Here is a 23,883-nt window from a genome sequence, read left to right as displayed (position 1 = left end):
CCCGAGCGAGTCCGCGAGATCGACCCGCGCGCCAGCGCTTCCATGCACCACGTACCGAGCACCGCACGAAGGAGCCACCGAAGTGACCGAACGGCAGATCCGACTTTTCGGGGACCCCGTGCTGAAGACCGTGTCCGCCCCGATCGAGAAGATCGACGACGGCATCCGCGGCCTCGTCGAGGACCTTCTCGACAGCGTGCGGCCTGAGGGCCGCGCCGGGGTCGCGGCGGCGCAGATCGGCGTGAACCTCCGCGCCTTCAGCTACAACGTCGGGGACGCCTTCGGCTACCTGCTCAACCCGGAGCTCGTCGAGCTGCGCGGGGAGCCCGAGCTCGTGGACGAGGGCTGCCTGTCCGTTCCCGGGCTGTGGTTCCCGACCCTGCGCCATCCCGAGGCGACCATCCGGGGCATCGACCTCGACGGCAACACGGTCGAGCTCACCGGCACCGGCGTGCTCGCCCAGGCCTTCCAGCACGAGACCGACCACCTGAACGGGATGCTCTACCTGGACCGCCTCGACCGGGAGCGCCGCCGCGAGGCGATGAAGCAGGTCCGCGAGAGCACCTGGTTCTGATCCGTGACCCCGGTCGACCTGGTGACGCCGCGACTGCTGCTCCGCGCACCGGGCGAGGCGCTCATCGACGCCATCGCCGAGGCCTGCACGGACCCGGCGATCGCCCGTTACACCACCGTCCCGTCCCCGTACCGGCGATCGGACGCGGAGGGATTCGTCCGCGACCACGTGCCGACGGTCTGGGATCGGGGCAGCGGCTGCGTGTGGGCCATCCGGGCCGCGTCGGAGCCGGATGCGCTGCTCGGCATGATCGGGCTCGAGAGCATCGCGGACGGCTCGGCCGAGCTCGGCTTCTGGCTCGCGGCCGCCGCCCGCGGGCGGGGCTACATCGATGAGGCGGTCGCCGCGGTGCTCGACTTCGGTTTCTCCGCAGACGGGCTGCAGCTGCAGCGCGTGCAGTGGCGGGCCGTCCCCGGCAACGTGCCGTCGGCCAGGGTCGCCCGGCGTGCGGGCTTCTCCTACGAGGGGCTGTCACGGCTGGGCGGCGTGCACCGTGGCACGCGCGTCGACCTCTGGGTCGCCGGCCTCCTCGCGACCGACCCCCGGGGACCGCGCGACGGGGGCTGGCCCTCGGACTCCTTCGACCCGTGACCCACCCCGGTCTGCCGAAGGGACGCAGTCCATGCACCCTCGACCCCGGTGGTGCCTAAGCCCGTCGAGGGACGCGCCCGGATCCTCCGACCCGGGCGCGTCCCACCGCTTCCGCTAGGAGCTCTGCAGCCACTCCAGCAGGTCGGCGTTGATGGTCTCCGCCTGCGTCGTCGGCATGCCGTGCGGGAAGCCCGGATACGTCTTCAAGGTCCCGTTCTGCAGGAGCTCCGCAGAGAGCGGGCCGGAGTCGGCGTAGGGCACGACCTGGTCGTCGTCGCCGTGCATCACCAGCGTGGGGACCGTGATCTTCTTGAGGTCCTCCGTGAAGTCGGTCTGCGAGAACGCCACCACGCCGTCGTAGTGGGCCTAGGCGCCGCCCATCATCCCCTGACGCCACCAGTTCTCGATGATCGCCTCGGACGACTCGACGCCCGGCCGGTTGAAACCGTAGAACGGGCCGGACGGCAGCGCGCGGTAGAACTCGGACCGGTTCGCGGCGAGCTGCGCCTGGATGTCGTCGAACACGCTCTTGGGCAGGCCACCGGGATTGCTCTCGGTCTGCACCATGATCGGCGGCACCGCGCTGATGAGCACCGCCCTCGCGACGCGCTCCTCACCGTGCTGCGCGAGGTAGTGCACGACCTCGCCGCCGCCCGTCGAGTGCCCGACGTGGATCGCGTCGTGGAGATCGAGGTGCTCGGTCAGCGCCGCGAGGTCCGCGGCGTAGTGGTCCATGTCGTGCCCGTCGCTCGTCTGGCTGGAGCGCCCGTGCCCGCGTCGGTCGTGCGCGATGACGCGGTATCCCTTGCTCAGGAAGAACAGCATCTGCGCGTCCCAGTCGTCCGCCGAGAGCGGCCACCCATGGCTGAAGACGATCGGCTGTCCCGAGCCCCAGTCCTTGAAGAAGATCTCCGTGCCGTCCTGCGTCGTAATGGTGCCCATAGTCCCTCACTGTTCGTCGTCGTGGGTGGTGCGATCGCCTGATTCTCCACCTGGAGAAGGAACGAGCGCACGCCTTTTTCGGCGAACCGTGGGCGAACGGGGCTAGAGAACCTCGGGGTTAGACAACCATCGAGGAGCCGGACGTCGCGGGCGCCGAGTCGTACAGGGCGTCGATGACGGGCGAGAAGTCCTTCAGGATGACGTTGCGCTTGATGGTGAGCTTGGGCGTCAGGTGCCCGCTCGCCTCGGTGAGCTCCGTCGGCAGGATCGTGAAGCGGCGGATCGACTCCGCGCGCGACACGAGCGCGTTCGCCGCGTCGATCGACCGCTGCACCTCGCCGCGCACCACCTCGTTCTCCGCGGCGGCGGCGAGCGTCATGTGCTCGTCGAGCCCGTTGTTCTTCAGCCAGACCGGCAGCATCTCGGGATCGAGCGTGACGAGGGCCGCGATGTACGGGCGACGGTCGCCGACGACGACCACCTGGCCGACGATCGGGTTCGCCCTGATGGGGTCCTCGAGCGGCGCGGGGGCGACGTTCTTGCCGCCCGCCGTGACGATGATCTCCTTCTTCCGCCCGGTGATGGCGAGGTAGCCGTCCTCGTCCATGGTTCCGATGTCGCCGGTGAGGAACCACTCGCCGTCCATGACCTCGGCGGTCGCGGACTCGTTGTTCCAGTAGCCGGCGAACACGTTGTTGCCCCGCACCTGGATCTCGCCGTCCTCAGCGATTCGCACCGAGACGCCGGGGAGCGCCGGGCCGGTTGTGCCGATCTTGAACTTCGACGGGCGGCCGACCGACACGGGCGCCGTCGTCTCCGTGAGCCCGTAGCCCTCGAGGATGGTGATGCCGAGGCTGCGGAAGAAGTGGCCCAGGCGGAGGCCGAGGGGAGCGGATCCGGATACCGCGAAGGAGACGTTGCCGCCCATCGCGGCGCGGAGCTTGCTGTAGACGAGCCGGTCGAACAGCGCGAACTGCAGCTTCAGCGCCAGCGGCACGGAACCGGCGTCGACCGCCTTGGAGTGCGCGATCGCGACGTCGGCCGCCCGGCGGAAGATCTTGCCCCTGCCCGCGGCCTCCGCCTTCTGCTCGGCCGAGTTGTAGACCTTCTCGAAGACGCGGGGCACGGCGAGCAGGAAGCTGGGCTTGAACGACCCGAGCGACGGCAGCAGCTGCTTCGTGTCCGGCTGGTGACCCACGCGCACGCCGCCGTGCACGCAGAGCACGGCGATGAAGCGGGCGAAGATGTGCGCCATCGGGATGAACAGCAGCGTCGACCCGCCGGGGCGCACGACCTCGTTGATGGCGACGGCGGCGTTCCTGCTCAGCTCGACAAAGTTCGAGTGGGTGAGGATGCAGCCCTTCGGCCGACCGGTCGTGCCCGAGGTGTAGATGAGGGTCGCGAGGTCAGAACCCTTCGCGATCGCCCGCCGGCGCTCGACCTCCTCGTCCGGCACGTCGACGCCCGCCGCGGCGAGCTTGTCGAGGTCGCCGAGGTCGATCTGCCAGACCTGGTTCACGAGCGGCAGGTCGGCCCGCACCTCGTCGAAGCGCAGGAAGTGGTCCGGGGTCTCGACGATGATCGCCACGGCGCCGGAGTCGGTGAGGTTCCACTGCACCTGGGTCGGCGACGACGTCTCGTAGATCGGCACGAGCACGGCCCCCGCGAACCAGGTGGCGAAGTCAATGAGGGTCCACTCGAAGCGGGTCTTGCACATGAGCCCGATCTTGTCGCCCGGCTCGATGCCGGAGGCGATGAGGCCCTTGGCGAGCGCGCGCACGCGGGTGAGGAAGTCGGCCGCCGTCACCTCCTGCCAGCCGCCGCCGGCGGTGGGCAGGGAGAACAGGGCGAGGTCGGGCGTCGTGGCCACTCGATCGATCAGGAGGTCCGTCGCGTTCGCGTCCGGATCCGGAGCGACAACGGGCGCGGCATCGTACTGCTTCACGGCAACTCCTTCGGTACCGATGGGGGTCTGATCCATACTCTAGCCTGTAGGGGCGGCGCCTCCCGAGGGGGCGCAGTGCCGGTGGAAGCCCCAATCCATGGTGGCGACGCCCCCTATTCCCCAGGACGAAAGAAGTGCCCGCAGTGCAGTCAGTAGGTATCGATATCGGCGGCACGAAGATCGCGGGCGCGGTCGTCGACGAGCTCGGCACGATCATCGCGGAGGACCGCCGGCCCACCCCGGCCGGTCGGCCGGACGACATCGTCGACGCCGTCGTCGCGATGGTCGAGGGCCTCACGGCGGGCCGGGAGGTGAACGGCGTCGGCGTCGCCGCGGCCGGCTTCATCGACGCCGCCCAGTCCACCGTCTACTACGCGCCCAACATCAACTGGCGGAACGAGCCCTTCCGGGAGAAGCTCGAGGCCCGCATCCCGCTGCCGATCATCGTCGAGAACGATGCGAACGCCGCAGGCTGGGCCGAGTTCCGCTACGGGGCGGGGCGCCTTGTCAGTGACATGGTCATGCTCACCATCGGCACGGGCGTCGGCGGCGCGATCGTGGCGAACGACCGCCTGTTCCGCGGCGGATTCGGCGCGGGCGCGGAGCTCGGCCACATGCGCGTCGTGCCCGACGGCCTGCCCTGCGGCTGCGGCGCGCGCGGCTGCATCGAGCAGTACGGATCCGGCCGCGCCCTGCTGCGCATGGCCAACGAGCTCGCGGACGCCGGGGGCCCGCACGGCGGCGCCCTCGCCGAGGTGCGGGATCGTAACGGCACGCTCACCGGCGTCGACGTCAGCGAGCTCATCAGCGCCGGGGACCCCGGCGCCCTGGGGGCGCTGCGCACCCTCGGCACCTGGCTGGGCGCCGCGAGCGCGAGCCTCGGCGCCGTGCTCGACCCGCAGATGTTCGTCTTCGGCGGGGGAGTGGCGCAGGCCGGGGACCTGCTGCTCGATCCGATCCGCGAGGCGTACCTCGCCCACCTGCCGGCGCGGGGCTTCCACCCGGAGCCCGAGTTCCGCATCGCGGAGCTCGTGAACGACGCGGGCGTGGTCGGCGCGGCCGACCTCGCGCGCCTCCGCGCCGACGTGCTGACGGACGACCGCCGGTAAGCTGGTCCGAACCCCGAGGAAGGCCCGTACGCCATGTTCTACTGGTTCATGAAGAACCTCATCGCCGGGCCGCTGCTGAAGAGCACCTTCCGGCCATGGGTGACGGGGTCGCACAACATCCCCAAGACCGGCGCCGTCATCCTCGCGAGCAATCACCTCTCCTTCATCGACTCGGTGTTCCTGCCGCTCGTGATCGACCGCAACGTCGCGTTCCTCGCCAAGAGCGAGTACTTCACCGGCAAGGGGCTCAAGGGCTGGGCGACCAAGATGTTCTTCAAGGCGACGGGCATGCTGCCGATCGACCGGTCCGGCGGCAAGGCCTCCGAGGCGTCGCTGAACACCGGCCTCAAGCGGCTCGCCACGGGCAACGTGCTCGGCATCTATCCCGAGGGCACGCGCAGCCCCGACGGCAAGATGTACCGCGGGCGCACCGGCGTCGCCCGCATGATCCTCGAGGGCCACGTGCCCGTCGTGCCCGTTGCGATGATCGACACGGAGAAGGTCATGCCGATCGGCACGCGCATCCCCAAGGTGCGCCGGATTGGTGTCATCATCGGCGAGCCGTTAGATTTCAGTAGGTTCGAGGGCCTCGAGGGTGACCGCTTCATCCTGCGGTCCATCACGGATGAGATCATGTACGAGCTCCAGAAGCTCAGCGGCCAGGAATACGTGGACGTGTATGCGACTTCGGTCAAGGAGAAGCGCGCCAGCGTGACGCGCTGATCCAGCCCTCAGTCTCGAACCGGGGCCGAACGGCCCTTCGCATCCGTCGCACGAACTCAGAAACGCAGGACACCAGCGTGACAATCACCTCCGAACCCGTCGTTCTCGCCGAGCCCTCGGTCCTCACGGGCCTGGACAACTGGCGCACGCTCGAGGTCAAGCAGCAGCCGGTGTGGCCCGACCCCGAGGCCGTCAGCGCCGCGTCGGCCGAGATCGCGACCCTGCCGCCCCTCGTGTTCGCCGGTGAGGTCGACATGCTGCGCCAGCGCCTCGCGCGCGCGGCCGCGGGCAACGCCTTCCTCCTGCAGGGCGGTGACTGCGCCGAGACCTTCGCCGGGGCGACGGCCGACGCCATCCGCAACCGGGTGAAGACCATCCTGCAGATGGCCGTCGTCCTCACCTACGGCGCGTCCATGCCCGTCATCAAGATGGGCCGCATGGCCGGTCAGTTCGCCAAGCCGCGGTCGAGCGAGACCGAGACCCGCGGCGAGCTCACGCTGCCCGCCTACCGCGGCGACATCGTGAACGGCTACGACTTCACGCCCCAGTCCCGCACCGCGGACCCCTCCCGCCTGGTGAAGGGGTACCACACGGCCGCATCGACGCTGAACCTCATCCGCGCGTTCACGCAGGGCGGCTTCGCCGACCTGCGCCAGGTGCACGACTGGAACAAGGGCTTCACCGCGAACCCGGCGAACCAGCGCTACGAGCAGCTCGCCCGCGAGATCGACCGCGCCATCAAGTTCATGGAGGCGGCGGGCGCCGACTTCGACGAGCTGAAGCGCGTCGAGTTCTACGTCGCGCACGAGGGCCTGCTCATGGACTACGAGCGCCCCATGACGCGCATCGACTCCCGCACCGGCACGCCGTACAACACCTCGGCGCACTTCATCTGGATCGGCGAGCGGACGCGCGACCTCGACGGCGCGCACGTCGACTTCCTCTCCCGCGTGCGAAACCCGATCGGCGTGAAGCTCGGCCCCAGCACGACGCCGGACGACATGCTCGCCCTCATCGACAAGCTCGACCCGGACCGCGAGCCGGGCCGCCTCACATTCATCACGCGCATGGGCGCGGGGAAGGTGCGCGACGCGCTGCCCCCGCTGCTCGAGGCGGTCAAGGCGAGCGACGCCCTCCCGCTGTGGGTCACCGACCCGATGCACGGCAACGGCCTCACGACGCCCACGGGCTACAAGACCCGCCGGTTCGATGACGTCGTCGACGAGGTCAAGGGCTTCTTCGAGGCGCACCGCGCCGTCGGCACCTTCCCGGGCGGCATCCACATCGAGCTGACCGGCGACGACGTGACCGAGTGCCTCGGCGGCTCGGAGCACATCGACGAGGCCGCGCTCGCGACGCGCTACGAGTCCCTCTGCGACCCGCGCCTGAACCACACGCAGTCCCTGGAGCTCGCGTTCCTCGTGGCCGAGGAGCTCGGCGCCCGCTAGCACCCCCGAAGGCCGGCCCACCCAGCACCGCTGGACGGGCCGGCCTTCGCTCTGCCATCCGCGACGTCGGGCGGTCTGCTCACGTCCCTTCGACAGGCGCAGGGACCGTGACGCGCGAGACCGGCGCATCCGTACGGTCGCTGAGCTCGTCGAAGCGACGCCCGTGGCCTCGCCGCGTTGGCCGGCGTCCCTTCGACAGGCTCAGGGACGTGACGTGCGAGCAGGTCCACCCGTACGGTCGCTGAGCTCGTCGAAGCGACGTTCCGGACCTCAGCGGGTCGGCCGGTCCCTGCGGGACGGTCACCCACGGCGGAAAGCGAGCCGACCGTTCCAGACGGCGATGCCGACCGCGAAGGCGGTGAAGAGAAGCCCGAAGGTCGTGTCCGGCTTGATGACGATCCAGAGAACCGCGATGATGACGACGGTCATCACGAGGCTCAGGGCGTACATGACTCGTCCGAACGGCGTGTTGAGCTTCATGCGGTATTTCTACTGGAATCGAAACACCCTCGCTGAGCGAGTCCCTTCACGTTCCGGGCCGCGTCCCTCCAACAGGCTCAGGGACCGTGACGTGCGAGCGGGCGCCGCCCTACGGTCGCTGAGCTCGTCGAAGCGACGTTTCCCGGCCTCACCGGGCGGGCCCATGTCCCTTCGACAGGCTCAGGGACCGTGACGTGCGAGCAGGCTCACCCGTACGGTCGCTGAGCTTGTCGAAGCGACGCATTCCGAACTCGCGGGTCCGCCCGCGCGTTCAGCCCGAGGCGGTGATGCCGAGGGAGATCGTCGAGCCGCGCCGCTGCATCGTGCCCGCCTCGGGCGTCGTCGCGGCGACCCCGGTGATCTCATTGGGCACCGCATCCCAGAAGGGGGAGTAGGTGTACCGGAAGCCCGCATTCGCGATCGCGGTCTTGGCCTCGTCGCGGGTCAGCCCCACAACGCTCGGCACCTCGACGAGGTCCGGTCCCTTCGAGACGGTGACGGTCACCGCGTCACCGACGCGCACCGGATCTGTGGTCGGCTCGACCTTCGTCACGGAGCCGGCCGGGACGGTGTCGCTGAAGGCGTCATCGCCGCGCTCGGCGGTAAGCCCGGCTTCCTTGAGGTCCCCGGCGGCGTCGTCGTAGTCCTGTCCCACGACGTCGGGGATGGACCCGACCGAGACGACGAGCTGCACAGCCCCCTCTGCCGGGAAGGCAGTGGTGAGCTCCTTGCCGGCCATGTCGAGCACGCCGAACACCAGGCCCTCGTCGAGGTCCCCGAACTGCTCGATCCTCTGCTTCACGGTGAGACCGAGCTCCTCGAGGTCGTCGACCGCGGAGTCGTAGTCCTGCCCGGCGACCTCGGGGATCGGACCGGCGGAGACCACGAGCTGTACCGGCCGCCGCTCGGGATAGGTAGCGCCGAGCTCCTCGCCGTCGGGGTCGAGCGCGAGGAGGACACGCCCTCGCTCCACGTCGCTGAACTGCTGGACGTTCTGCTCGGCCACCCGGAAGTCGGCGAATGCCGCGCGGACCTCGTCCTCGGGCTTCTCCTTGTAGTCGCCGATGGGGATCAGCTTCGGCCCGGTCGACACGACGATCTCGATGCTGCTGCCACGGATCACCGTGTCCCCGGCGGCGGGTTCGGTTCTGATGACGCGGCCGGGCTCCACCTCCGGATCTGTGGCGTCGGTGCGGTCCACCTGGAACTCGGCCGCGGTGAGAGTCTCGGTCGCTTCGGCGACGGTGCTCCCCGCGACGTCCGGCAGGGGCATGGTCGAGCTCAGGAACCAGCCCGTGCCGCCCGCGAACGCCGCGAGCAGCAGCACGAACGTGAGCCAGACGAAGCCGCGTCGCCGTCGCCGGTCCGCCTTCCGGGCGAGAGTCTGCGCGGAGGCGGGAGCGTCAAGGACCCCGACAGCCCCGACGGCTCCGGCGGCACCGACGGGCACCGCCCGGCCGTGGTCGTACCCTGGGCCGGCACCGATGACCTGGGTCTCCGCCGTGGCGGGAAGCTCGGCGCCGACGGCGGCGGGCATCACCACGGTGCGATGGGCGCCCGTTCCCACGACACCGCGCTGCTCCATGAGGTTCTGCGCCTCGAAGAGCTGGTCGAGCATGGCCGCGGCGTCGCGCGGGCGCTGCTCGGGATCCTTGGCCGTCGCCCACAGCACGAGCTCGTCGAGCTCCACCGGCACGGCCGGGTTCGCCTCACTGGGCGGCGGCACCGTGTCGTTCGCGTGCTGGTACGCGATCTGCATGGGCTGGTCGCCCGTGAAGGGCTGGGCGCCCGCCAGCATCTCGTACATCATGATGCCGACGGCGTAGATGTCGCTGCGGGTGTCCGCGATGCCGCGGGTCACGAGCTCGGGGGAGAGGTAGGCGATGGTGCCGAGCAGCGCCTGGCCGGTCGCGGTGTTGGCGCTCACGGCGCGGGCGAGCCCGAAGTCGCCGATCTTGATGCGGCCGTCGTCCGCCAGGAGCACGTTCTCCGGCTTGAGGTCCCGGTGCACGATGCCCGCGCGGTGCGCCGCGGCGAGGCCGGACAGCACGGCCTCCATGATGTCCATGGTCTGCTCGGGCGTAAGGGTCTTGTACTCCTGCAGGAGATCCCGCAGCGTCATGCCCGGCAGGTACTCCATGACGAGGTACGCGCTCTCGCCGTCCTGACCCTGGTCGAAGACGTTGACGACGTTGGGATGCGCGAGCCTCGCGGCCGAGCGGGCCTCCTGGATGAACCGGTCCGTGAAGACCGTGTCGTCGGACAGGTGGCTGTGCATGACCTTGATGGCGACGCGGCGGTCCAGCCGCAGGTCCGTCGCGACGTAGACGGTGGCCATTCCGCCCCGGGCGATGCGCGAACGCACCTCGTACCGCCCGTCCATGAGACGGCCGATCATGGGGTCAGAGGATGCGGCTGTCACGCCTCAAGTCTAAGGAAGGGGTGCGCCGGCACCGGTTCGAAACACCGCACCGCCGCGTTCCTAGGTGAGCTGGTCGAGCCAGGCCCAGGCCGACGTCTCCCACTTCGCGTACGCGTCGGGGTAGGCCGAGATCTGCACCGCCTGCGCCGCCTGGGTGACGGTCATCGACTTCCAGTTGGGGATGTCGAGGAGTCCGCGGGTCAGGCCCGCGTTCGGGTTGCGGGGACCGCCGAAGAAGGTGCGGACCGCCCAGGCGGGGTCGAGGAGGCGCTCGCGCGAGCCCCAGCCCATGCTCGGGCGCTGCTGGAAGAGCCCGAGCGAGTCGCGGTCGCCGAAGTCGATGTTGCGGAGCGTGGACTCCTGGGCCGCCGCTGCAAGCGCGATGACGATGCCGTAGTCGCTCACGCCGAGCTCGCGTCCGATGGAGACGATCGTCGACGCGTTGCGGCGCATCTCGTTCGTCATCGGCACGACGCCGCTCGTGGTGGGCGTGGCGACGGCGGTGGGGCCGGGGATGGTCAGGGTGCGGCCTGCGTAGATGATGCTCGACCAGTTGAGGCCGTTGGCGTTCAGGATGTCCTGCACGGTGACGCCGAAGCGGGTCGCGACGCTGGTCAGCGTGTCCCCGCTCTGAATCGTGTACGCGCCGCCCGGGGCCGCGGCGGGCGCGGCCTTCGGGGCGCTGGAGATGGGCTGCACGAAGGATGCCGTGGCGAACCCGGGGACCACCAGGGACTGGCCCGGGTAGATGACGCTCGCGGAGCGGAGGTTGTTGGCGGCCAGCATCGACGAGACGCCGACGCCGTACTTGGCGGCGATCGAGGTCACGGTCTCGCCGGCCGCGACGGTGTGCCGGTTGCCGCCGCTCGAGGCGGGTGCGGCGCTGGCGGGCGCGGCCGAGGCGGCGGGGGTGGCGGCGCCGGGACCGAGGGTCAGCACCTGGCCCGGGAAGATCACGGAGCGCCAGCCGAGCCCGTTCTGGGCGAGCACGGACGCGGTGGAGAGGCCGAAGCGGCCGGCGATGCTGCTGACGGTGTCGCCGGCGGCGACGCGGTACTCCTGCGGCGCGGCGGCGGCGGTCACGGCCGACGGGGCGACGGTCGGCCGCGGGGCGGCCTTCGGCTTGGCGTTCACGGGACCGACGCGGGGCTTGCTCGGCTTCTTCATCGTGTCGGCCTCGGCGGGCGCCGTCGCGCCGACGCTGAGGGCCAGCGAGCCGGCGAGGATCACGGGCATGGTCGCGAAGATCTTGGCGCGCCTGCTCTTCGCCTTGCCGTCCGCATTCCTGCGTCCGACCTGCTCCCCGCGATGCTGGTCGTCCCCGTTGGATGAAGTGCTGTCCGTCATGGCTTCCTCGTCTACTCCCCGGCCAGTGAATACGGCTGGTCCACGTTAACACGATTGTTGTAAAGAGTGACGGCTGTTTCTGTTGTGACGAAAGAGAATAGAGGGCCCATTTCGGGGGCTCGCCCCCAGGCGTGCGGAGTTCGCCGCGGGCTTCGGACGGTATTGGGTGACGGCGGGGAGGCGTGGCACTCTTGAGGGGTGACCGATCTCTATCCCGAGCGTGAGTGGCTTACCGTCCCCGATCTCGTCGACATCCTCGGCGTCAGCGTCGGCCGTGTCCGTCGCCTCCTCGAGGACAGGCACCTGCTCGGCGTCCGCATCGGCGGCGTCCTCAAGGTGCCCGCGGACTTCCTCCGCGACGGGCTTCCGCTCAGCGAGCTTCGCGGCACTCTCGTGCTGCTGGCGGACAACGGCTTCACCGACGACGAGGCGATGCGCTGGATGCTCCAGCCGGACGACATGCTGGGCATCGCGCCCATCGACGCCCTCCGCGCCGGCCGCAAGGCCGAGGTGCGCCGCGTCGCGCAGGCGCTCGCCTTCTAGTCCGTTCCCACCCGCGCCATCGCGGACGGCGGGTCAGGCCGAGCGACGGGTGACGGTGTCCGCGAGCTCGGCAAGTCGCTGGGCGGCCGCCGCCTCGAGCGGGGCCGTCGTCAGCGCGGAGAGCGCGGCGGCGACGTTCTCCTCGATGAGCTGCTCGGTGGCGTCGACCGCACCGCTGCCGCGAACCGTGTCCTGGAGGCACCGGATCTGGTCGTCGGTGAGCCCGGGGTCGCCGAGCATGGCGTCGATGCGGTCTCTTTCGTGCGCGTCGACGTTCGTCCGGGTGAGGGCGACGAGCACCGTGCGCTTGCCCTCCCGGAGGTCGTCGCCGCTCGGCTTCCCCGTCACCGCGGCGTCGCCGAAGACTCCGAGGAGGTCGTCCCGCAACTGGTAGGCGATGCCGAGAGGCAGGCCGAAGTCGCGCAGCGCCTGCACCTGCGCCGCGGAGGCGCCGGCCATCGAGGCGCCGATCGCGAGTGGGGCCTCGATGCTGTACTTCGCGGACTTGTAGGTGATGACCCGGTGAGCGCGCTCGAGGGCATCGGTCTCGGGCACCGTCGGCCACGCCAGCTCCTCGAGCACGTCGAGGTATTGGCCCGCCGTCACCTCCGTCCGCATGTGGTCGAACTCGCGCTTCGCCGCGCGGGCCGCGCCCAGCGCGGGCAGGGAGAGCAGCGAGTCGAGGATCAGCTCGTCGCTCCAGCCGAGAAGGAGATCCCCGAACAGCACCGCGGACGCCTCGCCGAAGGAGCCGGGGTCTCCCCGCCAGCGGCCGGAGCGGTGCAGGTGCTCGAAGCGGCGGTGAGCGGCCGGTCCGCCCCGGCGCGTGTCGGAGTGGTCGATGATGTCGTCGTGCACGAGGGCCGCCGCGTGGAACAGTTCGAGCCCGCTGGCGACGCCGACCACGGCGTCGAGATCCGCCTGCCCACCGGTGTCGGAAGCGCCGCGCGCCGCCCGCCAGCCCCAGTAGCAGAACTGCGCCCGGAAGCGTTTGCCGCCTCTCAGGAAGTCGGCAGAGAACTCAAGGAAAGGGGCGAGATCGGGGCTGATCCTGCGCAGTGTCGCGTCGCGCTCTGTGAGGAAAGCACCGAGTCGGGTCTGGACGAGCTCGATCAGTCGTCCGCTTTCATCCACCCGCCTAGCCTAGCCACAGGCGGAAGAACTAGAATCGGTAGTCCACCGAACATAGCGTCGGATCCCGAGCCTGAGGGGAAGAAGATGCCGCTTTCCGAGCAAGAACAGCGCCTTCTCGAAGAGATGGAACGCAGTCTCTATCACAATGATGCAGACTTCGTCGCAACCGTGAGCGCGCGACGCGGCAAACCGAATTACACATCGCTCGTCGTCGGCGTGCTGGTGTTCGTGATCGGTATTGCCGCCCTCGCGACCGGAGTGATCGTGAAGGTACCCATTGTCGGGGTACTCGGTTTCGTGATCATGCTGGCCGGGGTGCTCCTGGCCGTGACCCCGGGATTCGGCCGGAAGGGCGCGTCGACGACGACGAGCGTCCCCAGCGGCTCGAGTTCCCGGTCGAAGGCGCGACCCGTCGGCGGCGCCGACTTCATGGGTCGTCTCAACGACCGCTGGGAGAAGCGGCAGGGCGGACAGGACTAGTCCTCCACTTCCCACCACAGCACCGCGAAAAGGGCTGACCCCTCAGGGTCGGCCCTTTTTTCGTGCGCCGACAGCGCGGTCAGGCGCCGAGCCGATCCCTCCGGTGCCGATCCCTCCGGTGCTGATCTCTCCGGTGCCGATCCTGCTGTGAGCTGCTTCACGATGGCCCATCCGGGGGCCCTTTCCCTGCGCGCCGCGTGTCCCGCCCCTCGCTGCCCCCGCGATACCCGACTCTGTGCGGTAGGGGGAGGGGAATCGGCGTCGGCGGGATGACGCGGCAGCGGGGGCAGGAAGGTGCGCGAGCGCACGACGACAGGTCTGGCGGCGACCGCGGGCCCGGCGGTGCCGGCTACAGCGGCACCGGCGCGGGGTGCATCCGGAGAGGGCCGGCCCCGGGGGTCGTCTCCGCGCGGTCCTCCACGGTCCTCCACTTCGGGGACACCCGCGGAAATCCGGCGCTGTTCACGGGAAATCCACACCCCCGAAAGGGTGCGAAACGGCCGGATCGCCTTGGTCGGTGGTGCATAGTGGAGTAAAGTGGAGGAACCACCCACCCAGGACCGGAGAGTGAGGGGGAGCCATGTTTCTTGGCACGTACGCCCCCAAGCTCGACGAGAAAGGGCGCATCATCCTTCCGGCGAAGTTCCGCGACGAGCTGGAGGGCGGTGTGGTCCTGACCCGTGGTCAGGATCGGTGCATCTACGTATTCAGCACGCGGGAGTTCGAGGAGCTGCACGAGCGCATGCGTCAGGCACCGGTCACGAGCAAGCAGGCCCGTGACTACATGCGCGTGTTCCTCTCCGGCGCCCACGCGGAGACGCCGGACAAGCAGCACCGCGTCACCATCCCCGCCGCTCTCCGCACGTACGCCGGCCTCGGCCGTGACCTCGCCGTCATCGGCGCGGGCAGTCGCGCGGAGATCTGGGACGCCGAGGCGTGGGACGAGTACCTGGCCGCGAACGAGAGCGCATTCGCCGACACCGCGGAGGAGGTGATCCCCGGACTGTTCTAGTTCCTCGGGCCTGACTCCCAGCCGTTCGCCCTGACACACTTCCCCGGTGCCAGGTCGGAATGGATGGGGATCAGACCCTAGGACCTCGGGTCCCTCCTCCTATGGAATTCGATCGCATCCACACCCCGGTCCTCCTCGAGCGCTGCCTCGAGCTCCTGACGCCCGCGCTGCAGAAGCCGGGCGCCGTGCTCGTCGACGCCACCCTCGGCATGGCCGGCCACGCCGAGGCGTTCCTCACCCGGCTGCCCGACCTCGTGCTCGTCGGCCTCGACCGCGACCCCGAGGCTCTGGCCATCGCGGGGGAGCGGCTCGAGCGCTTCGGCGACCGGGTCCACCTCGTGAAGGCCGTGTACGACGAGCTACCGGACGCCCTCGACTCGCTCGGCCTCGCCGAGGCGTCGGGGATCCTGTTCGACCTCGGTGTGTCCTCGCTCCAGCTCGACCGCGTCGAGCGCGGCTTCTCGTACTCGAAGGACGCGCCGCTCGACATGCGCATGGACTCGACGAGCGAGCTCACGGCCGAGGTCGTGATCGCAACGTACGCGGAGGGCAACCTCCGCCGCATCTTCGAGCAGTACGGCGAGGAGAAGCTGGCCGCCCGCTACGCCAGGCGCATCGTCGAGGCGCGCCAGTCGGCGCCCATCACGACCTCCGCGCAGCTCGTCGAGATCCTGCAGGCGGCGACCCCCGCCGCGGTGCAGCGCGCCGGCCACCCCGCGAAGCGGGTGTTCCAGGCCCTGCGCATCGAGGTCAACGGCGAGCTCAGCGTGCTGGAGGCGGCGATCCCGGCAGCCCTCGACAGCCTCGCCGTCGGCGGGCGCATCGTCGTGCTCGCCTACCAGTCCCTCGAGGACCGCATCGTCAAGCGCGAGTTCGCCGCCCGCGCCCGCTCCTCCGCGCCCGTCGGCCTGCCGATCGAGCTGCCGGAGCACGCCCCCGAGATCCGCCTCCTCGTCCGCGGCGCGGAACTCGCGAGCGACGACGAGAAATCCATCAACCCCCGCGCGACGCCCGTCCGGCTCCGCGCTGCAGAACGACTGAGGAGACGCGCCGCATGAGCACGAACGTCGCATACGCCGCCCCGCGCACACGCTCGACCGCCTCCCGCCCGGGCGTGGCCCGGCCGCACATCGAGATCGTCTCGACGCGCGACCAGCGCCGTGCCCGCCCGAGGACCGTGTACGCCACGCTCGTGATCGGCGGGCTCTTCGCGGTGCTCCTGTCGCAGCTGCTGCTCAGCATCGGCCTGTCGGACGGCGCGTACGCGATCCAGTCGCTGCAGCAGAAGCAGCGCGACCTCGGCCGCACGCAGCAGGTGCTCTCCGAGGACCTCGAGCGGCTGTCCTCGCCGCAGAACCTCGCCGCGAACGCCGGCGCGATGGGCATGGTGAGCAACGCGACCCCCGTCTACCTGCGCCTGTCCGACGCCGCCGTCCTCGGCGCCCCCGTGGCCGCCTCCGCCGACGAGTCCGCCGCGCCCCTCGTGGGCAACGTGCTCCTCGACGACGTGAAGCCCGCGGCGGACCAGATCGCCAAGGCCAACGTCGCCGCAGCGGCGGCAGCGGGTGCCGATGCGGACGAGATCGCCGCCGTGCAGTCCGGGAACGCCGATTCCGGTGTGCTGAGCGTGCCCTCCACGAATCCGTCGACCACCGCGCTAGCGTCGGGGTCGAGCATTCCGGCGCCCATCACGCGCTGAGGCCGGATCGATCGCCACGCGCGATCGGCTCGCCGTGCGACACGCGCGGCACGGAACAGGCACGCGGAATCAGTAGGAGAACGGTGGAGGAAGAGTGACAGCGAAATCCTCCCGCCGGCGGATCGCGTTCGCGCTGCTCGTGATCGTCGCCGTGCTCGGGGTGTTCGTGGCCAAGCTCATCGACATCCAGGTCGTACAGGCCGCGGAGATCAACGCGGAGGCCGTCGACAAGCGGTCCATCCCCAACACCACGTTCGGGGTGCGGGGGAACATCGTGGACTCCGACGGCGTCCCGCTGGCCAACAGCGTCCTCCGCTACGACGTGACCGCGTCCCCAAAGGACATCGGCGACTTCACCCGCACCTCCGAGAAGGAGGACGGCTCGCTGGTCGAGACCGAGGTCACCTGGCCGAAGGCCGCGGCGGAGATCGCCAAGCAGACCGGTCAGACCGCGGCCCAGGTCCGCTCGATCATCGCGAAGGCCCTCAAGGAGGACCCCGAGTCCAACTTCGCCTACATCGCGCGCGGCGTCGACACGGACGCCTACCAGGCGCTGGTCGACCTGCACATCCCCGGCATCTACTTCCAGGCGGTGCAGAGCCGCACCTACCCGAACGGCCAGGTCGCGGGCAACCTCGTCGGCTTCGTCGGCGCGAGCGGGGAGGCGCAGGCCGGCCTCGAGTTCACGGAGAACGACTGCCTGAAGGCGAGCAACGGCTTCGAGACCTTCGAGCGGGGCGCGGACGGCGTGCGCATCCCCGGCAGCACGGTCACGACGAAGAAGGCGACCGACGGCAACGAGCTCGTGCTGACGATCGACCGCGACCTGCAGTGGTTCGTGCAGCAGGCCGTCGCCGAGCAGGCACAGGCCGTGGGGGCGCCCTGGGGCCTCGCCACCGTCATGGAGGCCAAGACGGGCAAGCTGCTCGCCGTGGCCGACTACCCCTCTGTCGATCCGAACAACGTGAACCTCACCGACCCCGAGTACCGGGGGTCGCGCGTGTTCAACTCGCCCTACGAGCCCGGCTCGACGTTCAAGTCGGTGACCGCCGCGGCCCTGGTCGACGCGGGCCTCGCCGACGGCGGCACCCGCGTGCTCGCGCCCTACCGCTTCATCAAGAACGGCGCGAACCTCCGCGACAGCTTCGGGCACGAGGACCTGCCGCTCACCCTCGCCGGCGTGCTCGCCGAGTCGTCGAACACGGGCATCTCGATCCTGGGCGAGCGCCTCGACGACGAGAAGCGGTTCGACTACATCCGCGCCTTCGGCGTCGGCCAGCCCACCGAGGTGGACTTCGCGGGCGAGGAGGCGGGCATCCTGCCCGACCCGGCCAGCATGGACGTGCAGACGAAGTACGCGACGACGTTCGGTCAGGGCCTCGCCACGACGGCGGCCCAGATCACGAGTATCTACCAGACCCTCGGGAACGGCGGCGTGCGGATGCCGGTGCGCCTCGTCGAGGGCTGCCGCGCCCCCGACGGCACCTGGGTGAGCCAGCCCTCGGGTGAGCCGCGTCAGGTCATCTCCAAGCACGCCGCCGACGAGACGGTGCACATGATGGAGACCGTGGTGACCGACGGCCACTTCGGCGACACCCTGAAGATCCCGGGCTATCGGGTCGCCGCGAAGTCCGGCACGGCGCAGGTCTCGGACGGCAGCGGGGCGTACGGATCGAACTACCTCGTGTCCATGGCGGGCGTCGCGCCGGCCGACGACCCCCAGTACGTCGTGACGATCAGCCTCGCCAACCCGGCTACGATGAAGTCGTCCGCCGCCGCGGCCCCGGTCTTCCAGAAGATCATGTCTCAGGTCCTGAAGACCTATCGAGTGCCCCCGTCGAGCGTGCCGTCTCCCAACCTGCCTACCACCTATTGATTTCTACCGAGAGAGAGGCGATGAGCGCCCAGGCCCCCCGAAGTCTCCGGCCCGAGCACCCCATCGCGCGGTCGCTTTCCGGACTCGCGTCCGACTTCGAACTCGAGTCCCTCGGCTCACTCGACAACATCGAGGTGAGCGGCGTCACGATCTCCTCGGAAGACGTCCAGCCCGGGGACCTCTACGTCGGCGTCAAGGGGCGCTTCGCGCACGGCGCGCGCTTCGCGACCGCGGCGCGCGACTCCGGGGCCGTCGCCGTGCTCACCGACTGTGAGGGAGCCGAGCTCGCCGCGGAGTCCGGGCTTCCCGTGCTCATCACCGACGACCCGCGCGCCGCCCTCGGTGACGTCGCGGCCTGGGTGTACCGCACGACCGAGCACCCGCCCGTGCTGTTCGCGGTGACCGGCACGAACGGCAAGACCTCCGTCGTCTACCTCCTCGACGGCATCCTCCGCCAGCTCGGCGTCGTGACCGGCCTGACGTCGACGGCCGAGCGTCGCATCGGCGACGTGAGCATCCCCTCCCGCCTCACGACCCCGGAGGCGAGCGAGATGCACGGCATGCTCGCCCGGATGCGCGAGGCCGAGGTGAGGGCGGTGTCGATCGAGGTCTCCGCGCAGGCGCTCAGCCGCCACCGCGTCGACGGGCTCGTCTTCGACGTCGCGGGCTTCATCAACCTGAGCCACGACCACCTCGACGACTACGCCGACATGGAGGAGTACTTCCGGGCGAAGGCCGCGCTGTTCGACCCGGACCGCGCCAGGCGGGGCGTCGTGTCGCTCGACTCCGAGTGGGGCGTCCGCGTCGTCGAGGAGTCCCGCATCCCCGTCGTCACGATCTCCTCCACTCCCGGCGTCGACGCCGACTGGACCGTTCGCGTCCTGGCCGAGGAGGCGGACTACACCGAGTTCGAGCTGCGTGGCCCCGACGGCCGCGGCCTGGTGACGCGCGTGCCGGTCCTCGGCTGGTTCATGGCGGCCAACTCCGCCCTCGCCATCGTCATGCTCGTCGAGTCCGGCTACGACCTCGGCGCGATCGAGCACGTGCTGGAGCGGGACGGCGGCATCGACGCGTTCATCCCCGGCCGGGCCGAGCGGGTGTCCGGCGCCACCGGGCCGGCGTTCTACGTCGACTACGGTCACACCCCGGACGCCTTCGAGCAGACCCTGCTCGCGGTGCGCAAGATCACGACCGGCCGCGTGTTCATGGTCTTCGGCGCGGACGGCGACCGCGACACGACGAAGCGAGCGGACATGGGGCGCATCGCCGCCGTGAACTCGGACGTCGTGGTCGTGACGGACTACCACCCGCGCTACGAGGACCCGGCGGAGATCCGCCGCACGCTCATCGAGGCCGCGACCGCGGCGGTGCCGGACCGCGAGATCTACGAGATCCCGGACCCGCGCACGGCCGTGCGCAAGGCGGTGTCCCTCGCGCGCGAGGGCGACGCCATCCTCGTCGCGGGACCGGGGCACGAGGACTACCACGAGGTCGCGGGAGTGAAGATCCCGTATTCGGCCCGGAACGACGCACGAGAGGCCCTGCGCGAAGCGGGCTGGGAGTAGGAACATGCTGTCCCTCACACTGACCGAGATCGCAACGACGGTCGGCGGCACGCTCGTCACCCGCGGAGTCGCCGAGCCGGGCACCACCGTGTCGGGCGCCGTCGAGACGGACTCCCGGGAGATCGCCCCCGGTGGCATCTTCGTCGCCAAGCCGGGCGAGGTGACCGACGGGCACCTGTTCGCCCCCGCGGCGGTCGAGAACGGCGCCGCGCTGCTCCTCGTCGAGCGCGAGCTCGACCTCGACGTGCCGCAGATCGTCGTCCCGGACGTCGTGCTCGCCCTCGGCGCGCTGGCGACCGAGGTCGTGGCGCGCGTGCGCGCCCTGGGGCGGCTGAAGATCCTCGCCGTCACCGGATCCAACGGCAAGACCACGACCAAGAACCTGCTCCGGGCGATCTTCTCCGCGGTCGGCGAGACCGTCGCGCCCATCGCCTCGTTCAACAACGAGGTCGGCGCCCCGCTCACCATGCTCAAGCTCACCGAGAGCACGCGATTCCTCATCGCCGAGATGGGGGCGAGCGCGCCCGGCGAGATCCGCCGGCTGGTGGGCATGGCGAAGCCGGACGTCGGCATCGTGCTCACGGTCGGCCTCGCGCACGCGGGCGAGTTCGGCGGCATCGAGACCACGCTCGCGACGAAGACCGAGATGGTCGCCGACCTCCTGCCCGAGGACACGGCCGTGCTGAACCGGGACGACGCGCGCGTCGCGTCGATGGCCGACAAGACGGCAGCCCGCGTCCTGTTCTTCGGCCGCGACGACAGCGCGGACGTGCGCGCGACCGACGTCGAGGCGACCGCCTCCGGCACGACGTTCACGCTGCACCTGCCGAGCGGCGAGTCGAGCCCGGTGACGTTCCGCGTGCTCGGCGAGCACCACGTGACGAACGCCCTGGCCGCGACGGCGGCCGCGACGACCCTCGGCGTGCCCCTCGACACGATCGTGACGGCCCTCGAGTCCGTGCAACGCGCCGAGCGCTGGCGGATGGAGATCCTGGGCCACGGCGGCGTCACCGTCATCAACGACGCGTACAACGCGAGCCCCGACTCCATGGCGGCCGCGCTCAAGACCCTCGCCCAGATCGCCGCGCCCGGGCAGCGCACCGTCGCCGTGCTCGGCGAGATGAGCGAGCTCGGCGAGTTCGCCGAGGAGGAGCACGACCGCGTCGGCCTGCTCGCCGTGCGGCTCAACATCTCGCAGATCGTCGTCGTCGGCCAGGGCGCGCGCCGGCTGCACCTGCAGGCCATCGCCCAGGGCTCCTGGGACGGCGAGTCCGTGTTCGTCGAGGACCAGGACGAGGCCTTCGACCTGCTGCGCCAGCGCCTCCGGCCCGGCGACCTCGTGCTCGTGAAGTCGTCGAACTCGGCGGGCCTCCGCTTCCTCGGCGACCGCCTCGGCGAGGTGGACTCGTGGTAGCGCTGCTCCTCGCGGGCGCGATCTCGCTGATCTTCACCCTGCTCACCACGCCGCTCTTCATCCGGCTGTTCCGCAGGCTCGAGTGGGGACAGTTCATCCGCGACGACGGGCCGAAGGCGCACCACACCAAGCGCGGCACGCCGACCATGGGCGGCGTCGTCATCATCCTCGGCGCGGTGCTGGGCTACTTCGCGGGCCACCTGCTGAACGCGCCGGAGGAGATGACCCCCTCCGGCCTGCTCGTGATCTTCATGATGGTGGGCCTCGGGCTCGTCGGGTTCCTCGACGACTTCGCGAAGACCCGCAAGCAGCAGAGCCTCGGCCTCGGCGGCTGGCAGAAGATCGCCGGCCAGGTGATCGTCGCCGTGGTCTTCGCGCTGCTCGCCATCTCGATCACCGACCCGGAGACCGGCCTCACGCCGGCCTCGACCGCGATCTCGGTGATCCGCGACACTCCGCTCGACTTCGCCGTGCTCGGCCCGGTGCTGGGCATCGGCCTCTTCGTGATCTGGATCGCGCTCATCGTCGCGAGCGCGTCGAACGGCGTGAACGTGGCCGACGGCCTCGACGGCCTCGCCGCGGGCTCCAGCATCCTGGCCATCGGCTCGTACGTCATCATCGGCTTCTGGCAGTTCAACCAGTCCTGCGCCTCGAACCAGCTCGCGGCCGACGTCGCCTACAAGTGCTACGAGGTGAGCAACCCGCTCGACCTCGCCGTGATCTCCGCGGCGATCGTCGGCTCGCTCATCGGCTTCCTCTGGTGGAACACGTCGCCGGCGCACCTCTTCATGGGCGACACCGGCTCCCTCGGCCTCGGCGGCGCCCTCGCCGCCCTCGCTGTGCTCAGCCGCACCGAGCTGCTGCTCGTCTTCATCGGCGGCATCTTCGTGATCGTCGCCGGCTCCGTGATCGTGCAGCGCATCTACTTCAAGCTGACGCACGGCAAGCGGATCTTCCTCATGAGTCCGCTGCACCACCACTTCGAGCTCAAGGGCTGGGCCGAGACGACCGTGGTCGTGCGCTTCTGGATCATCGCCGGGCTGCTCGTCGCCGCCGGCGTCGGCACCTTCTACCTCGAATGGATCACGCTCTGACCTCGCCGCTCGCTCACGACCCCATCGACGCACTCACCAGCTGGCACTCCCGCTGGGCGGGCCTGCGCGTCGCGGTGCTCGGTCTCGGCAAGACCGGCTTCGCGGTCGCCGACACCCTCGTCGACCTCGGCGCATCCGTGCTCGCCGTCACCGAGCGGGCGCCCGAGGCGCAGGCCCGGCTGCTCGCCGTGCTCGGCGTCCCCCTCCTGGAGCGCGCGGACCTGTCGACAGCCCCCGAGGAGCTCCGGGCCTTCGACGCCGAGCTCCTCATCGTCTCGCCCGGCTTCCCGCCGCACCACCCGCTGCTCGCCTGGGCCGCGGAGGCGGGCATCCCGGTGTGGGGGGACATCGAGCTGGCCTGGCGGCTGCGCGACCGGCTGGGCACCCCTGCGGAGTGGATCACGGTCACGGGCACGAACGGCAAGACCACGACCGTGCAGCTGACCGAGCACCTCCTGCGCTCGGCCGGCGTCCGGGCCGTGGCCTGCGGCAACATCGGCGTGCCCGTGCTGGACGCCATCGTCGCGCCCGAGCAGTTCGACGTCCTCGTCGTCGAGCTCTCCAGCCACCAGCTGCACTACCTCGCGCACGCCATCTCGCCCTTCGCGAGCGCCTGCCTGAACATCGCCGAGGACCACCTCGAGTGGCACGGCTCCGCCGACGCGTACGTCGCCGCCAAGGGCAACGTGTACGCGAACACCCGCGTCGCCTGCGTCTACAACCGAGCCGATCCCGTGACCGAGCGCCTCGTGGAGGAGGCCGACGTGCAGGAGGGCGCCAGGGCCATCGGCTTCGGGCTCGGCGTGCCGGGACAGAGCGACGTCGGCATCGTCGAGGGCATCCTGGTCGACCGCGCCTTCCTCGACGACCGGCGCAACAGCGCCCTCGAGATCACCACGGTCGCCGAGCTGGACGCGGCGGGCCTTGCCGCGCCGCACATCGTCGCCAACGTGCTCGCCGCGACGGCGCTCGCCCGGTCCTACGGGGTGGAGCCGGCCGCCATCCGCTCGGCCCTCACCACCTTCTCGCTCGACCACCACCGCATCGAGCGGGTGGCGCGGCACGCGGACGTCGACTGGGTGGACGACTCGAAGGCCACCAACCCGCACGCCGCGGACGCGTCGCTGCGCGCCTTCCCGTCCGTCGTCTGGGTCGTCGGCGGCCTGCTCAAGGGGGTCGACATCGACGACCTGGTGCGCGCCCACGTTCCGCGCCTGCGCGCCGCGGTCGTGATCGGAGCCGACCGCAGCGCCCTGCGCGAGGCATTCGCGCGACACGCGCCCGCACTGCCCGTCTTCGAGGTCGAGGCGGGCGACACTGAAGAGGTAATGCCAGCCGTTGTGCACGTTGCGGCGGAAGCCGCGCGAGCGGGGGACACGGTTCTGCTAGCGCCCGCCGCGGCGTCGATGGATCAGTTCTCCGACTACTCCGATCGGGGTAGGCGATTTCAGGCTGCGGTGCACGAGTTCTACGGGAGGTGACGCG

20 protein-coding genes and 1 pseudogene are annotated in these 23,883 nt (G+C 70.3%); 15 read left to right on the top strand and 6 right to left on the bottom strand.

The window, feature by feature from the left end; translation table 11 throughout:
• Positions 1 to 82 precede the first annotated feature (82 nt).
• Both def and DAI20_RS15270 read left to right on the top strand, forming a co-directional pair.
• Positions 83 to 574 (top strand): peptide deformylase, encoded by a 492-nt coding sequence (gene def, locus DAI20_RS15275; RefSeq protein WP_108252346.1) that lies wholly within the window; start codon positions 83 to 85, stop codon positions 572 to 574.
• 3 nt (positions 575 to 577) lie between these two features.
• Positions 578 to 1,165 (top strand): GNAT family N-acetyltransferase, encoded by a 588-nt coding sequence (locus DAI20_RS15270; protein WP_108252344.1) that lies wholly within the window; start codon positions 578 to 580, stop codon positions 1,163 to 1,165.
• A gap of 114 nt (positions 1,166 to 1,279) precedes the next feature.
• Here DAI20_RS15270 and DAI20_RS15265 read toward each other — a convergent pair.
• Both DAI20_RS15265 and DAI20_RS15260 read right to left on the bottom strand, forming a co-directional pair.
• A pseudogene (locus DAI20_RS15265) lies at positions 1,280 to 2,107 on the bottom strand (alpha/beta fold hydrolase).
• A gap of 118 nt (positions 2,108 to 2,225) precedes the next feature.
• Positions 2,226 to 4,052 (bottom strand): AMP-dependent synthetase/ligase, encoded by a 1,827-nt coding sequence (locus DAI20_RS15260; protein ID WP_108252342.1) that lies wholly within the window; start codon positions 4,050 to 4,052, stop codon positions 2,226 to 2,228.
• 143 nt (positions 4,053 to 4,195) lie between these two features.
• Between DAI20_RS15260 and DAI20_RS15255 the strand changes: the two genes are divergently transcribed.
• The 3 genes from DAI20_RS15255 to DAI20_RS15245 all read left to right on the top strand — a co-directional run bounded on the left by DAI20_RS15255 (position 4,196) and on the right by DAI20_RS15245 (position 7,332).
• A complete protein-coding gene (locus DAI20_RS15255; RefSeq protein ID WP_108252340.1) occupies positions 4,196 to 5,161 on the top strand; it encodes an ROK family glucokinase in 966 nt (321 codons plus the stop codon).
• 33 nt (positions 5,162 to 5,194) lie between these two features.
• Positions 5,195 to 5,884 carry a lysophospholipid acyltransferase family protein gene (locus DAI20_RS15250; RefSeq protein ID WP_108252338.1) on the top strand — a complete coding sequence of 230 codons (690 nt, stop codon included), beginning with the start codon at positions 5,195 to 5,197 and terminating at the stop codon, positions 5,882 to 5,884.
• 83 nt (positions 5,885 to 5,967) lie between these two features.
• Positions 5,968 to 7,332, top strand: coding sequence for a class II 3-deoxy-7-phosphoheptulonate synthase (locus tag DAI20_RS15245; RefSeq protein ID WP_205781474.1), 1,365 nt, complete (start codon positions 5,968 to 5,970; stop codon positions 7,330 to 7,332).
• Between the two features lie 300 nt (positions 7,333 to 7,632).
• On the opposite strand, the gene DAI20_RS15240 is transcribed toward DAI20_RS15245, so the two are convergent.
• From DAI20_RS15240 to DAI20_RS15230, 3 genes are all read right to left on the bottom strand, one after another.
• Positions 7,633 to 7,812, bottom strand: a complete 180-nt coding sequence (locus DAI20_RS15240) for a hypothetical protein (protein ID WP_108252334.1) — start codon at positions 7,810 to 7,812, stop codon at positions 7,633 to 7,635.
• 271 nt (positions 7,813 to 8,083) lie between these two features.
• Complete coding sequence (gene pknB / locus DAI20_RS15235; protein WP_108252332.1) at positions 8,084 to 10,210, bottom strand: Stk1 family PASTA domain-containing Ser/Thr kinase; 2,127 nt, start codon at positions 10,208 to 10,210, stop codon at positions 8,084 to 8,086.
• A gap of 84 nt (positions 10,211 to 10,294) precedes the next feature.
• Positions 10,295 to 11,470: a LysM peptidoglycan-binding domain-containing protein gene (locus DAI20_RS15230; protein ID WP_108252644.1), complete on the bottom strand. Its 1,176-nt coding sequence runs from the start codon at positions 11,468 to 11,470 to the stop codon at positions 10,295 to 10,297.
• 309 nt (positions 11,471 to 11,779) lie between these two features.
• Between DAI20_RS15230 and DAI20_RS15225 the strand changes: the two genes are divergently transcribed.
• Positions 11,780 to 12,124, top strand: coding sequence for an Rv2175c family DNA-binding protein (locus DAI20_RS15225; RefSeq protein ID WP_108252330.1), 345 nt, complete (start codon positions 11,780 to 11,782; stop codon positions 12,122 to 12,124).
• A gap of 33 nt (positions 12,125 to 12,157) precedes the next feature.
• Here DAI20_RS15225 and DAI20_RS15220 read toward each other — a convergent pair whose 3' ends face one another.
• The gene (locus DAI20_RS15220; protein ID WP_108252328.1) at positions 12,158 to 13,258 is read right to left on the bottom strand and encodes a polyprenyl synthetase family protein; all 1,101 of its coding nucleotides are present in this window, start codon (positions 13,256 to 13,258) and stop codon (positions 12,158 to 12,160) included.
• An 84-nt stretch (positions 13,259 to 13,342) separates the two neighbouring features.
• Here DAI20_RS15220 and DAI20_RS15215 point away from each other — a divergent pair, with 84 nt between their 5' ends.
• The 9 genes from DAI20_RS15215 to murD all read left to right on the top strand — a co-directional run bounded on the left by DAI20_RS15215 (position 13,343) and on the right by murD (position 23,879).
• Positions 13,343 to 13,738 (top strand): SCO2097 family morphological protein, encoded by a 396-nt coding sequence (locus DAI20_RS15215; RefSeq protein ID WP_108252326.1) that lies wholly within the window; start codon positions 13,343 to 13,345, stop codon positions 13,736 to 13,738.
• 580 nt (positions 13,739 to 14,318) lie between these two features.
• Positions 14,319 to 14,750 carry a division/cell wall cluster transcriptional repressor MraZ gene (gene mraZ / locus DAI20_RS15210; protein ID WP_108252324.1) on the top strand — a complete coding sequence of 144 codons (432 nt, stop codon included), beginning with the start codon at positions 14,319 to 14,321 and terminating at the stop codon, positions 14,748 to 14,750.
• A 101-nt stretch (positions 14,751 to 14,851) separates the two neighbouring features.
• A complete protein-coding gene (gene rsmH / locus DAI20_RS15205; protein ID WP_108252322.1) occupies positions 14,852 to 15,808 on the top strand; it encodes a 16S rRNA (cytosine(1402)-N(4))-methyltransferase RsmH in 957 nt (318 codons plus the stop codon).
• Positions 15,805 to 16,449 (top strand): cell division protein FtsL, encoded by a 645-nt coding sequence (gene ftsL / locus DAI20_RS18600; protein ID WP_159085081.1) that lies wholly within the window; start codon positions 15,805 to 15,807, stop codon positions 16,447 to 16,449. Before rsmH ends, ftsL begins: the two co-directional genes overlap by 4 nt.
• 94 nt (positions 16,450 to 16,543) lie before the next feature.
• The gene (locus tag DAI20_RS15195) at positions 16,544 to 18,325 is read left to right on the top strand and encodes a peptidoglycan D,D-transpeptidase FtsI family protein (RefSeq protein ID WP_108252320.1); all 1,782 of its coding nucleotides are present in this window, start codon (positions 16,544 to 16,546) and stop codon (positions 18,323 to 18,325) included.
• A gap of 20 nt (positions 18,326 to 18,345) precedes the next feature.
• Positions 18,346 to 19,890: a Mur ligase family protein gene (locus tag DAI20_RS15190; RefSeq protein WP_108252318.1), complete on the top strand. Its 1,545-nt coding sequence runs from the start codon at positions 18,346 to 18,348 to the stop codon at positions 19,888 to 19,890.
• 4 nt (positions 19,891 to 19,894) lie between these two features.
• Positions 19,895 to 21,304, top strand: coding sequence for a UDP-N-acetylmuramoyl-tripeptide--D-alanyl-D-alanine ligase (locus DAI20_RS15185; protein WP_108252316.1), 1,410 nt, complete (start codon positions 19,895 to 19,897; stop codon positions 21,302 to 21,304).
• Positions 21,298 to 22,398, top strand: coding sequence for a phospho-N-acetylmuramoyl-pentapeptide-transferase (gene mraY, locus DAI20_RS15180; protein ID WP_108252314.1), 1,101 nt, complete (start codon positions 21,298 to 21,300; stop codon positions 22,396 to 22,398). The genes DAI20_RS15185 and mraY overlap by 7 nt, the downstream gene beginning before the upstream one ends.
• On the top strand, positions 22,383 to 23,879 hold the full coding sequence (gene murD, locus DAI20_RS15175) for a UDP-N-acetylmuramoyl-L-alanine--D-glutamate ligase (protein WP_108252312.1): 1,497 nt from the start codon (positions 22,383 to 22,385) through the stop codon (positions 23,877 to 23,879). Before mraY ends, murD begins: the two co-directional genes overlap by 16 nt.
• The last annotated feature ends 4 nt before the right edge of the window (positions 23,880 to 23,883 follow it).

Origin of the sequence: Planctomonas deserti, from assembly GCF_003067705.1 — a bacterium.
In the GTDB taxonomy this organism is placed as follows: domain Bacteria; phylum Actinomycetota; class Actinomycetes; order Actinomycetales; family Microbacteriaceae; genus Planctomonas; species Planctomonas deserti.
Note: the sequence above shows the minus strand (reverse complement) of the source record. Positions and strands in the feature narration are given on the sequence as shown.

Excerpts from the sequence above, each read along its gene's own strand:
- rsmH (WP_108252322.1), top strand. The coding sequence starts at position 14,852 with ATGGAATTCGATCGCATCCACACCCCGGTCCTCCTCGAGCGCTGCCTC.
- mraZ (WP_108252324.1), top strand. The coding sequence starts at position 14,319 with ATGTTTCTTGGCACGTACGCCCCCAAGCTCGACGAGAAAGGGCGCATC.
- ftsL (WP_159085081.1), top strand. The coding sequence starts at position 15,805 with ATGAGCACGAACGTCGCATACGCCGCCCCGCGCACACGCTCGACCGCC.
- DAI20_RS15215 (WP_108252326.1), top strand. The coding sequence starts at position 13,343 with ATGCCGCTTTCCGAGCAAGAACAGCGCCTTCTCGAAGAGATGGAACGC.
- DAI20_RS15250 (WP_108252338.1), top strand. The coding sequence starts at position 5,195 with ATGTTCTACTGGTTCATGAAGAACCTCATCGCCGGGCCGCTGCTGAAG.
- pknB (WP_108252332.1), bottom strand. The coding sequence starts at position 10,210 with ATGATCGGCCGTCTCATGGACGGGCGGTACGAGGTGCGTTCGCGCATC.
- murD (WP_108252312.1), top strand. The coding sequence starts at position 22,383 with ATGGATCACGCTCTGACCTCGCCGCTCGCTCACGACCCCATCGACGCA.
- DAI20_RS15240 (WP_108252334.1), bottom strand. The coding sequence starts at position 7,812 with ATGAAGCTCAACACGCCGTTCGGACGAGTCATGTACGCCCTGAGCCTC.
- DAI20_RS15230 (WP_108252644.1), bottom strand. The coding sequence starts at position 11,470 with ATGCCCGTGATCCTCGCCGGCTCGCTGGCCCTCAGCGTCGGCGCGACG.
- DAI20_RS15190 (WP_108252318.1), top strand. The coding sequence starts at position 18,346 with ATGAGCGCCCAGGCCCCCCGAAGTCTCCGGCCCGAGCACCCCATCGCG.
- DAI20_RS15185 (WP_108252316.1), top strand. The coding sequence starts at position 19,895 with ATGCTGTCCCTCACACTGACCGAGATCGCAACGACGGTCGGCGGCACG.